At 50.6% G+C, this 12,358-nt stretch carries 9 protein-coding genes; 7 read left to right on the top strand and 2 right to left on the bottom strand.

Annotated elements, in window-relative coordinates:
- Positions 1-96: 96 nt before the first annotated feature.
- From galB to EPD17_RS10370, 7 genes are all read left to right on the top strand, one after another.
- Positions 97-2,799, top strand: coding sequence for a beta-galactosidase GalB (galB, locus tag EPD17_RS10395; protein WP_132053978.1), 2,703 nt, complete (start codon positions 97-99; stop codon positions 2,797-2,799).
- Positions 2,800-2,967 (top strand): hypothetical protein, encoded by a 168-nt coding sequence (locus tag EPD17_RS19975; RefSeq protein WP_165929589.1) that lies wholly within the window; start codon positions 2,800-2,802, stop codon positions 2,965-2,967.
- Positions 2,968-3,037: 70 nt separating this feature from the next.
- The gene (locus tag EPD17_RS10390) at positions 3,038-4,681 is read left to right on the top strand and encodes an endo-1,4-beta-xylanase (protein ID WP_132053976.1); all 1,644 of its coding nucleotides are present in this window, start codon (positions 3,038-3,040) and stop codon (positions 4,679-4,681) included.
- A gap of 127 nt (positions 4,682-4,808) precedes the next feature.
- Positions 4,809-5,990 (top strand): mannonate dehydratase, encoded by a 1,182-nt coding sequence (gene uxuA / locus EPD17_RS10385; RefSeq protein WP_132053974.1) that lies wholly within the window; start codon positions 4,809-4,811, stop codon positions 5,988-5,990.
- 177 nt (positions 5,991-6,167) lie between these two features.
- Complete coding sequence (mnmA, locus tag EPD17_RS10380; RefSeq protein ID WP_240040588.1) at positions 6,168-7,466, top strand: tRNA 2-thiouridine(34) synthase MnmA; 1,299 nt, start codon at positions 6,168-6,170, stop codon at positions 7,464-7,466.
- Positions 7,467-7,661: 195 nt separating this feature from the next.
- On the top strand, positions 7,662-8,459 hold the full coding sequence (locus EPD17_RS10375; protein ID WP_114234367.1) for a hypothetical protein: 798 nt from the start codon (positions 7,662-7,664) through the stop codon (positions 8,457-8,459).
- A gap of 9 nt (positions 8,460-8,468) precedes the next feature.
- A complete protein-coding gene (locus EPD17_RS10370; RefSeq protein ID WP_132053971.1) occupies positions 8,469-10,412 on the top strand; it encodes a S8 family serine peptidase in 1,944 nt (647 codons plus the stop codon).
- Between the two features lie 12 nt (positions 10,413-10,424).
- On the opposite strand, the gene EPD17_RS10365 is transcribed toward EPD17_RS10370, so the two are convergent.
- Both EPD17_RS10365 and EPD17_RS10360 read right to left on the bottom strand, forming a co-directional pair.
- Positions 10,425-11,591, bottom strand: a complete 1,167-nt coding sequence (locus EPD17_RS10365; protein ID WP_132053969.1) for a methyltransferase domain-containing protein — start codon at positions 11,589-11,591, stop codon at positions 10,425-10,427.
- A 58-nt stretch (positions 11,592-11,649) separates the two neighbouring features.
- The gene (locus EPD17_RS10360) at positions 11,650-12,174 is read right to left on the bottom strand and encodes a hypothetical protein (RefSeq protein ID WP_132053967.1); all 525 of its coding nucleotides are present in this window, start codon (positions 12,172-12,174) and stop codon (positions 11,650-11,652) included.
- Between the last annotated feature and the right edge of the window lie 184 nt (positions 12,175-12,358).

The raw sequence follows: 12,358 nt of genomic DNA, 5'->3' as shown, positions 1-12,358 counted from the left end.
AAAGTTTTATCTTTCTCCTGTTGCATTTTAAAAAGATTGTACACAGTTATGCGGCGGAAAAAATTTCGGATTGCGTGGCCAGGGCTATTTATTTACATGTGCCTTTTCATAGCATTTTGCACACTGCAAAACAGTGCTGCGCAAAAAGCACAGGTAAACGGACCGCGGCAAATCATCTCCATTAATGAAGGCTGGCAGTTTATGCGCTATGCATCCAACCCAGATTCATTGCTGTATGATGTACGCCCCGAAATCACCGACCGCAATGATAGCAAAGTAGCTGATTCGAAACCGACTGAAGCAGTTAAAACAGCAGCTTCAGACCGCGTATTAAAACCCTGGATATTACCCACTGCAAATGACTTTATAAAAGATCCTACGCAACATTACCGGCGCCCTGCCGGCAACCCGGGCAGCGAATTTCCCCTTGTTCAAAAAACCTTCAATGATGGTGCATGGGAAACAGTAAACCTGCCACACGACTGGGCCATTAAAGGCCCGTTTTATACCGGCAACAACCCCGAGGTAGGCGGCGGCATGGGCCGGCTGCCCAGCCATGGTGTGGCCTGGTACCGAAAAAAACTGGACATCCCTGCTGCGGATAAGGGCAAAACAATTTACCTCGATATTGATGGCGCCATGTCGTACGCAATGGTATGGCTCAATGGCCAATTGGTTGGCGGCTGGCCTTATGGCTACAACTCGTTCCGGCTGGATCTTACTCCTTACCTGCAATTTGGCGGCAGCAACCAATTAGCCATCCGCATCGACATTCCCAATCATTCGGCACGCTGGTACCCGGGCGGCGGGCTGTACCGCAAAGTGTGGCTCACTAAGGTGGCCCCGGTGCATGTGGCACAATGGGGCACATTTGTTACCACCAACAATGTTTCGGCTGCAGCTGCATCGATCGATGTGCAAGTGCAATTAGAAAATAAATCAGGCAAAGCGCAATCAGTTGTTGTAACCACCGCAGTGTACCTGCTCGATAGCAATGGTGTACCTGCTCACCAAGCAGCTTTCGTTTTACCGAGAAAAACGGTACAGGTTGCTGCAGGTAAAAAAGTGAAAACGAATTTTTCCGCCACGCTTCAAAATCCAAAGTTGTGGGGACCACTTCCTGTACAACAACCGCACCTATACATGGCCGTTACCTCGCTTTTTGTTGACGGCAAAATTGTGGACCGTTACCACACACGTTTCGGCATTCGTTCCTTGCAGTTCGACGCAGACAAAGGCTTATTGGTAAATGGAGAACCGGTGCGGATGCAAGGCGTGAACCAGCACCACGACCTCGGCGCACTGGGTGCCGCCTTTAATGTGCGGGCTGCAGAGCGGCAATTGGAGCTGCTGCGCGAACTGGGTTGCAATGCCATTCGCATGGCGCATAATCCGCCTGCGCCGGAGTTGCTCGAACTCACCGACCGCATGGGCTTTTTGGTAATCAATGAAATTTTTGACAACTGGGAACGCAAAAAAACGCCGCACGATTTTCACCTCATTTTTAGCGACTGGCACGAGCCGGATACCCGCTCCTTTATCCGCCGCGACCGCAACCATCCGTCGGTTATTGCCTGGAGTTTTGGCAACGAAGTTGGTGAACAATATACCGACACCGCTGGTGCCCGATTAGCACAAAAACTATACAGCATTGTAAAAGAAGAAGACCCGACGCGGCCGGCGACGGCTTCGATGAATTTTGCAAAACCGGACATGCCTTTTCCGGCAGCAATGGACATCATTAGCCTGAACTACCAGGGCGAGGGCATCCGCGATGCACCGGCTTATGCACACCTCACTGGAATCCGAACCACGCCTTTGTATCCAGCATTCAAAGCAAAGTTTCCGGGCAAACTAATTGTGAGCAGCGAAACAGCATCGGCACTCAGCACAAGGGGCACTTATGTGTTCCCGGTGTACAACGGCATCAGCGCACCGGTAAGCGACAGCACCGGCGGCAATGCTGCGTTGCAGGTTGTAAGTGCATACGAATTGTACACGGCTGCATTCGGTTCGTCGGCCGATAAAGTTTTTGCTTCGCAGGACCGTCACCCCTACGTGGCTGGCGAATTTGTTTGGACCGGTTGGGACTACCTCGGCGAACCAACACCCTATTATACAGCACGCAGTTCTTATTCGGGCATTATTGATTTGGCCGGTTTTAAAAAAGACCGCTTCTACCTGTACCAGTCGCGGTGGCGGCCCGAGCTGCCAATGGCGCATATTTTACCGCATTGGAACTGGCCCGGTCGTGTAGGGCATGTAACGCCGGTGCATGTTTTTACATCAGGCGATGAAGCAGAATTGTTTATCAACGGCCGTTCGTTTGGTAAAAAAAAGAAAGCGCAATACGAGTACCGGCTGCGTTGGGAAAGCGTGCGATACCAACCCGGAACAGTGCATGTGGTGGCGTATAAAGGCGGAAAAATTTGGGCTACGGATTCGGTAACAACAACCGGGCCTGCAGCGCAATTGCAACTCACTGCAGATAGAACAATCATCGATACGGATGGGAAAGATCTTTCTTTTATCACGGTAAAAATTACTGATAGCGAAGGCCTGGTTGTTCCTGATGCGATACACCCTATTTCGTTTAGCATCGAAGGTCCCGGCGAAATTGTAGCTACTGATAATGGAGACCCTGCCGATCTTGTTGCGTTTACTTCCACTACCCGCAAAGCGTTTAGCGGATTGGCGTTGGTCATAGTTAAAGCAAAGAAGGGCGAGAAAGGGACGTTAAAAATAACAGCACAATCACCTGGTCTGGCCGCTGCACAGATTGTGGTACAAACAAAATAAATGGCGAATGATTTTAGAGGAAAATGGTTGCGGAATGACCGTTGTCAATGCTTTTATAAATGCGCCGCCGTACCATTGTTGCTGCTTGGCGCGGCCTTTATTAAAGAAATAAAAAAAGCAGATACTGAGCCAGGTAGTAGTGCTTTTGAACATGCAGCCGGCGAATAATTTTATTTACAAAAACTGACAAACTAATAAAAAATTGCAGGCCTCGGGCCTGTTCCAAAACGATTGTTGTATGAATGCATTTCAGAAATTAGCTGTACCCACAAGTCTTTTTATTTCCATGCTTTTTTCCTGTTCCAAAAGCGACAGCAACGGCACCGGCGCCCCGGTTGATCCACCAGCGCCGCCACCTGCCACGCTGCCCGATAGTGCGGTGGCGCTGAAGGCTGTAGCCGATATACCGGTTGGCGTAGCCGTGCCCTACCAACATTTCATTTCCAGCCCGGCATATGCTGCTATTGTTCGCCGCGATTTTGATGGCATTACGCTGGAAAACGAAATGAAACATTACTCCATTGTTCGCAATGACGGCAGTACCGATTTTTCACAAGCCGATGCTATGGTAGCAGCTGCGCAGGCAGCCAACCTGGAGGTGTTTGGACATACTCTGGTGTGGCACCGCGGCCAGAACAGCGCATACCTCCAATCCCTCGCAGGCATTGTGGAGGCAAGCGGACCTGACCTGCATAAAAACGGCAGCTTTGAATACGGCACTGCTACATCATTTGACGGATGGTCTGTGTTTAATGCAGCCAACAATGCGGAAGTATTAGTAACCACCGCTGCGGGTGAAATATATGAAGGCACCCGTGCCATGAAAGTAATTAACCCGGTGGCCAACGCAGGCAACCAGTGGCGGGTACAAGTGGCAGGCGAACTATTCAACACCACCATTGGCACACAATACCAGGTTTCGTTTTGGGTAAAAGCAGCCGCTGCCGGCGGTTCGTTGCGCCTATCAACCGGCACGCCAACCGGACAGGGCAGCGCCCAATACCAAGCCGATCAAACCATTGGGACAACATGGACCGAAGTAAAGTGGGCCTTTGCTGCTAATTCAACGCAAACCCGCATCCTTTTTGACATGGGCCAGGTGGCCACCACTTATTTTATTGATAAAGTATCGGTGCGTGAATTGTCGCAAACCGGCAACACACAAGCGGCGGCAAAACTGCACGAAGCGCTCAACAAACATATAACGGCCATGGTTAGCCGATACCGCGGTAAAGTAAAAGCATGGGATGTAGTGAATGAATTGTTTACCGAATCCGGCGCTATCCGAAACACCACTAATACCACCGACCGCGCATCGGATGTATTCGTTTGGAGCCAGTACCTGGGTCGCGATGTGGCGGTAAAAGCTTTCAATTATGCAAAGGCTGCCGACCCTACCGCACTCTTATTCATCAACGACTACAACCTTGAATTGAATGGTCCCAAACTTGACTCCTTAATTGCATTTGCAAAAGAACTACAAGGCACAGGCGTGAAGATCGACGGCATCGGTACGCAGATGCATGTGAACATCAATTCGAACAGAACTAACATCGACAACATGATGCAAAAGCTGGCGGCTACAGGTTTGAAGGTGCGCATTTCGGAACTGGACATTCGCATGAATCCAACCAACCGCACAGGCTATACACTCACTGCTACAGAAGCCGCGGCACAAGCCGGCCTGTACAAATACATCATCAACTCGTACCTGAAAAATGTGCCCAAGGCACAACAGCACGGCATTACTGTGTGGGGCCTTACCGACAACACCAGTTGGATGTACAGCAACGGCCTGGATTACCCGTTGTTGTACAATGGAAACCTTAGTAAAAAAGCGGCATACACTTCAGCGCTGCTGGCATTTTGGGAAAATAAGTAGCGGACATTTTTGCAAAATGTAGTTATGCTGTCCATCGCTGCAGGTTGTTATTTTACAGGATAGCCGAATAGAATAAAACGCAACCTTTGCGCACTACAACATCAAATCACATCATTAAATAAAGCGTATGTTTTTGGAACAAACCATGCGGTGGTACGGCCCTAACGATATTGTACCACTGGCGCACATCAGGCAGTCAGGATGTACCGGGGTGGTTACTGCATTGCACCATATACCGGTAGGCGAAGTGTGGACGATCGAAGAGATCAATAAAAGAAAGGCCGACGTGGAAGCAGCGGGCATGACCTGGACGGTAATTGAAAGCCTGCCGGTGCATGAAGACATTAAAAAGCAAAGCGGCAACTACCTGCAATACATCGAAAACTATAAGGAGAGCATCCGCAATGTGGCAGCCTGCGGACTGAAAGTGATCACCTACAACTTTATGCCCATCCTCGACTGGATGCGCACCAACGTTTCGTACACGTTGCCCGATGGCGCTAAAGCCTTGCGTTTTGAAAAGCTGGCGTTCATTGCTTTTGACTTGTTTGTATTGCAACGCCCCGGTGCGGAAAAGGATTATACGGAAGCTGAACTGGAAGGTGCTAAAGCAAAATATGCAGCCATGTCGGACGTCGAAAAAGAGGAATTGTTTTTTGTAACCCTGTTGGGGCTGCCGGGCAATGCGGACCAGCGTTTTACGCCGGAATTGGTGCTGGCAGGACTGGAAACTTACAAAGACATTGATGCCAAAAAACTAAAAGAGCACCTGTTTTCCTTTTTGCAACAAGTGGTGCCGGTCGCAGAAGAAGTGGGCGTAAAAATGGCGATTCACCCCGATGATCCCCCCTATCCTATTTTGGGCCTGCCCCGCGTGGTGAGCACCGAACAGGATGCAGCCGAGTTGATTGCGGCAGCGCCATCGCCTGCCAATGGCCTTTGCTTTTGCACCGGCTCGTATGGCGTACGGCCCGACAATGACCTGACCGGGATGATTCAGCGCCTGGGCGATCATATTCATTTTATTCATTTGCGCAGCACCAAACGCGACAACGAAGGCAACTTTTTTGAAGCAGCGCACCTCGACGGTGATGTGGACATGTATGCCGTGGTAAAAGAGCTGCTCCAGCTGTTGCAGCGCCGCGGCGTATCGCTGCCCATGCGCCCCGACCATGGCCACCAGATGCTCGACGACCTGTCGAAGACTACTTATCCGGGTTATTCGGCCATTGGCCGGTTGAAGGGTTTGGCGGAACTGCGCGGGCTGGAATTGGGTATTGCCAGGAGTTTGGGGATGGTAAAGGCGTAGAATATCTTCTTTAAAGATTCATTCGAATCCCGCTACACAAGTGCGTAGCGGGATTTGTTTTTTGTTGTCGTCATTGCGAGGCGCAGAACGGAATGAAATATAGCTTGGGTTTGGTGCGCCGAAGCAATCTCCTGCGGCGTAACCGATTGCTTTAATAGACGAAGTTTCTTAAATACCATGGAGATTGCTTCGGCGCCTCGGAGCGAAAAAAAGCCAACTGCTGCTGCGCCTCGCAATGACAACCATACCCACGCAATGACGGAAGCTTGGAATGACGGCGATCCGCTGGTCAGCGGGGTGGCTGAAACGTCGCCACGCAGGTTTAACAATCAGGCGACAATTGGCCCAATCTGCTGTTGTACCTTTGCCGCTTATATTATGAGCAAGCAAGGTAAAGTACTGGTGGCCATGAGCGGCGGCATCGACAGCACGGTAACGGCGCTGATGCTGCACCAGCAGGGTTACGAAGTGATCGGCATCACCATGAAAACATGGGATTATTCGGCCAGCGGCGGTTCGAAAAAAGAAACAGGCTGCTGCAACCTCGATTCGTTCAACGATGCGCGGCAAGCGGCCGTGGAGCATGGTTTCCCGCATTATATCCTCGACATCCGCGATGAGTTTGGCTCTTTCGTGGTGGACAATTTTGTTGATGAATACCTGGCCGGCCGCACCCCCAACCCCTGCGTGCTGTGCAATACCCACATTAAATGGCGGGCACTGCTGAAACGTGCCGATGCGCTGGGCTGCGATTTTATTGCCACCGGCCACTATGGCCAGGTGCACCAGCACAGCAACGGCCGCTATTTTATCCGCAAAGGCGTGGACGAAACGAAGGACCAGAGCTATGTGCTGTGGGGCCTGGAACAAGACCTGCTGCGCCGTACGCTGCTGCCTCTGGGCACCTATCGCAAAACAGAGATCAGGCAGATGGCCCACGATTTTGGCTACCCCGAGCTGGCGAAAAAACACGAGAGCTACGAAATTTGTTTTGTACCCGATAACGACTACCGCGGCTTTCTAAAACGCAAGGTTGAAGGCCTGGAAGACCGTGTTGCCGGCGGTTATTTTGTAGACAAAACCGGGAAGATTTTAGGGCAGCATAAAGGCTATCCTTTTTATACCATCGGGCAGCGCAAAGGGCTGGACATTGCCCTTGGCAAACCGGCCTATGTGACAGCGATCGACCCCGACACGAACACCGTGGTGCTGGGCGATGAAGCCGACCTGGAACGCCCTGAAATGTTTGTTTCAAAAATCAATTGGCTCAAATATTCCGGCATTGAAGGCGAAACGGAAGCGCTGACCAAGATCCGGTACAAAGACCGAGGCAGCCTGGCAACTCTCACGCCATTAGACGACCAGGCCGTATCGGTGCGGTTTTTTGAAGCAGCCAAAGGCATTGCTCCCGGGCAAAGCGCCGTGTTTTACGAAGGCGACGACGTGATTGGTGGCGGCATTATTCAACGCGGCTAAAAGTTTACACACAATTATAAACGGCGGCAAATCGGAGTGATCCATTTTGCCGCCGTTCTTTTTTACCGGCCACAATCCTTCTCCAACTTCCAAAACTCCTGCTCCGCCGAACTTTCAAACAGCACTTAAATATTTGTCTTTATTTTTATGCCGTAAAGCTTTTACGCTATACCCGGTATTAAATAAATACAATCCATGTCCCGAAAAACGTTGTTACTGCTTACGCTATTTTCTGGCTTTCTGCTTACATTTTGTACCCGCACCACGGAAACCATGGACAACCCTGAGTTTTCCGAAGAAAAACTGGCAGAACTCATGCCTCTTGCCCAAGGCAAATACATTACTTATCGCCTTGATTCTATTGTTCCCATTCGCCAGGGCCGTGCACTGGAAACCCGCCGTTACCAGATCAAAGATGTGGTGGACACGATCATCACCGACGTACTGGGCCGCCCGTCTTACCGCGTATTTCGCTACCGCAATGATTCGCTGGCAAGGGGTTCATGGCAGCCGATGGCCACATATTTCATTACCCCAATGGGCAAAAAAATTGAGGTTGTGGAAAATAACCTGCGCACCGTAAAGCTGCAGCTACCGCTGCGCCCCGATGCCACCTGGAAAGGCAACAGCTACCTGCCGGATGGCGCCTATGGCGCGTTTAATGATGCGCGGCTGAACGAAGTTTGGAACTGGGATTTTGTGCACAACGGCTGGAGCCAGGAGCGCATTGGCCGCAACAATTTTGATTCGGTTTGGACTGTGCAGCACCTCAACGAAATTGCCGACACGGTTTCCATTCCTGCCGGCAGCACATCGCCGCATCATGGCTTTTACATTATTGGCTACAGCGAAGAAAAGTTTGTTCCCCGGGTGGGCCTGGTGGCCCGCCAATTGCTGGCCATTGAAAACGAACCCAATAAACTGGACGCCGATAACTACGATCCTTACCGAATTGGATTCGGCATCCGGATGTGGATGATTGATCACAACTAAGGTTTTTGCATGAAAAAATGGGTGCTCTGCAGCCTGTGCTTGTTGGCAATGACAGCCGCCGATGCGCAGCAATACATTGTGTACTTCAACCGGAAGGCTCCTACAACTTACTCGTTGTCGCAACCCGAAGCATACTTGTCGGCACGCAGTGTGGAACGCAGGCAGCGGCATAGCATTCCTACCGATAGCACCGACCTACCAGTGCCCGCAACTTTTATTGAAGCCCTGCAACAAGTGCCCGGTGTGCAGGTGCGCAATATTTCGCGTTGGCTCAATGCAGCATCCATTCAGGTAAACGACGCAAATGCGCTGGCGCAAATTGGGAATTTGCCGTTTGTGCAACGCCAGCAAAAGGTTTCATCAGTCCTTTGGCCCGGTACCGGCATTTTTAAAAAACAATTAGGAGCGGAAGGCACACAAGCCATTGTAGGAACCGAAGAAGACGTATATCATTACGGTGGTGCACAAACGCAAATCAACATGCACCACGGGCAGTTTCTGCACAATATTGGTTTGCGTGGCGAAGGCATCCATCTGGGCATGCTCGATGCTGGCTATTTCCGTTACAATACCTTACCAGCTTTTGACAGTGTACGGCTCAACAACCGCATAATTGAAACATGGGATTTTGTAGCCCGTGAAGCCAGCGTTGCTGAGGATCATTCACATGGCATGCAATGTTTTTCCATCATTGCCGCCAATATTCCCGGCCAGATGGTGGGCTCCGCACCGCAGGCTTTTTTCTATTTGTACCGCAGCGAAAATGCCGCCACTGAAACGCTTGTTGAAGAATTCAATTGGGTGTGTGCCGCCGAACGGCTGGACAGTGTGGGTGGCGACGTCATTTCTTCGTCGCTGGGTTATAACCAGTTCGACAATGCCGCCGACAACCACACCTACCGCGACCTTGATGGTAATACAACCATTGCAGCCCGCGGTGCTGATATGGCTGCAAAAAAGGGTTTGCTGGTAGTAAATGCTGCCGGCAACTCCGGCGCCGATGCATGGAAATATTTAACCACACCCGCCGATGGCGACAGTGTGTTGGCCGTGGGTTCGGTTGACCGCAACAGCGTACCCAGCCCCTCGTCCAGCTATGGCCCATCTGCCAGCGGCCGCGTAAAACCCGATGTTGCGTCGATGGGTGTAAACGCCACCATACAGGCTACCAACGGCCGCATTGGTACCGGCTCCGGCACTTCGTTCGCCGCACCCAACATCGCCGGGCTTGCGGCATGTCTGTGGCAGGGCTTTCCGGAGCACAGCAACATGGAAATAATTGATGCCATAAGGCAATCGGGCACTAAAGTGGATGCACCCGACGACCGCGTGGGCTATGGCATTCCGGATATGCGCAAGGCAACCGCTCATTTATTGAAAAAATATGCGCAGGCAACTGTGCAGGTGCAAGGCTGCGGTGCTACGCTGGCTTGGCAAAGCAAAGACATGAGCGCCATGCGCTACCAGGTAGAACGCAAAGCAGGCAACGAAGGAACGTTTACCAAAGTTGGAGAATTGAACGGGACAGGTGCACAATTTGGCAACCGCCAATACACGTTTTCCGATAACCTGGAAGGCATGGCCTCGGGGCCGATAAGCTACCGCATCATGCAGGTGCTGGATACCGCCGCAGCAGCGCCTCTTGCCGTGTATATCGATACGGTTACCACATCGCTGTTTCCATCCTGTGCACTCACCAGTAAGTTTACCATTTTACCAAACCCGGTAACGGCACAGGCCTTTGTGCAACTGCATTTCGAAGCGCCCATCGGCCAATTGCGCCTGGTGATTGTGAACAACATTGGGCAACGGGTGCACCAGCAACAAACGAGCAAAGCTGCAGGCACGCAAAATATTCCGCTGCAAACGGCCAACCTCGCTGCAGGCATTTATTACCTGCAGGTATTTAACCAGCAGGAGTTTTTAACCACGATGGAGTTTATCAAACACTGATAGCAGACTTAATTACCGCCGAAACAAAGCGGCAAAAAGTGTATCGGCTTTTTCCAAATAGCCTGTAAAGTATTGCTGCTCCAGCAACTGCAGGCCGTACTCTTTCTGCAGCAGCGCTACCATCTCTTCATTTTCCTGCTGAAACACCGAACAGGTGATGTATAAAAAATAGCCGCCTTCCCGAACGTTGCGGCTGGCCCTGCCTGCTATTTTTTGCTGCAGTTGCACGTAATGCTGCAGCTTTTGTTCGGTAAAAAAACGCAGCCACTCCGTTGTTCTGGCCCATGTGCCCGATCCGCTGCAAGGAGCATCGCAAATTACCAGGTCGTACTGCGGTTTGTGGTGAAAATGCGGATCAGAAACATCACCCACAAACCATTGGTATTTGGCGATCCCGGCACGTTCAAAACGTTTGCGCAGGTTGGCCAGGATGGCTTCGCGGATATCCGAAACCATGATCCTCGCACCGGGAAAAAGATCGTGCAGCAAAATGGATTTGCCGCCGCTTGCCGCGCAACAATCCCACGCGGAAAAGTTTTTCGGAAGCTCATTGCGCACTGGCTCCAATAACGATAACACCTGTTGCGAACTTTTGTCCTGCACCACCAGGTCGCGGTCCATCATCAGCAGGTCATCGAGCGGCAAACCGGGCGGAACAGCAATAGTGTTGTTACCGCACAATTTATAATCGATACCGGCTTCATCGAGTTGCTGTTTTACTTTGCCTTCCTTGCCCGGCCGAGGTCTTAAATAAGTATCAGGCTGTATAAGAAAGGAGCGTGCAAAATCGGGCAATTGTATTTCGGCCGACAACCAAGATGCGAACGGAAAAATTGATGCCGCATCAAAAGCAATTTCGTTTTGCAGCAATTCCATTTTTTCTGCTAGTGGCTGTTGAACAGCATCGTTCCATTCGCTCTTTATTTGCTGCAAAACAGGCTGGCTCCCATTGGCACATAAAAACAGGGCTGCCAACAATTGCGTTTGCATTGCATTTGACTGCAATGATCGCCCCACGCGGTAATAGCTGTACACCAACTGCCCTATTTGCTTTCGATCACGGGATCCGTATTTTTTATGCGCTGCAAAATATTTTTTGAGAAAATTGGCCAGCGGCTCCTTTCCCTCGTACAACCCAATAATGGTTTCAGCCGCCTCCAGGTAAGCTTTCACAAACATATGCCCACAAAAAAAGCGATTGCCGGTAACAATCGCTTTTTTATTTTGAAATCGTAGCTTAAAACTTCAGGCTAACACCAATTTGCAGCGGCGAAATACCATAACCCAGTTCGGCGTAGCCGCTCAACTGTGAGGTCAGTTGGTATCTGGCACCGGCATGCAATGCCATATCAATGCTGCCATCGCTGGTTTTATATTCGCCTTCGCCTTTCCACTTCAATTTGTAGCCGCGGTAGAAAAGCGACGCACCGCCGTATACATCCAGCTTGTCATCGTTAACTTTCAATAGTTCGTTGAAGTGATAAGAGCCACGGGCACCAAATACATAATTGGTGTATTTGTAGTTGCTCAGGAACTTTGTTTTTACATAAGCCGCCGTAGCACCAACGCTGATTTTGTCGGTAATGCCATGCTCAAATGATGCTGTGATGGGCAACCCGCCGCTGCCGACAAAGCCAAAGGTGCCGAGGCCAATGCCCACGTTTACAAAATTCTTTCCTTTCACTTCTTGTGCACCTGCAGTACCCGCAGTAAACAGAGCAGCGGCCAACAATGTGCGCATCAGTAACTTCGATCTTTTCATGTTTTGGTTGTTTGTGTATTGTTTAGAAAATAGATTTTGTGTAGTGTGCATGAAGGTGCTGAATGGATGTGCAGCCATTCGAAAAACGCAATTAATGCGCATCACCTTATTGCATAAAACGCCCTGCTGTAGCTAACTCCGCAGTGTGACCAAGTAGAATAAAAGGAATAGCAAAGGGTGGTGT

The sequence above is a fragment of the Pseudocnuella soli genome (assembly GCF_004347775.1).
GTDB classification, from domain to species: Bacteria; Bacteroidota; Bacteroidia; order Chitinophagales; family Chitinophagaceae; genus Flavisolibacter; species Flavisolibacter aquaticus.
The sequence above is the reverse complement of the archived record's forward strand: the minus strand, read 5'-3'. Positions and strand labels throughout refer to the sequence as shown.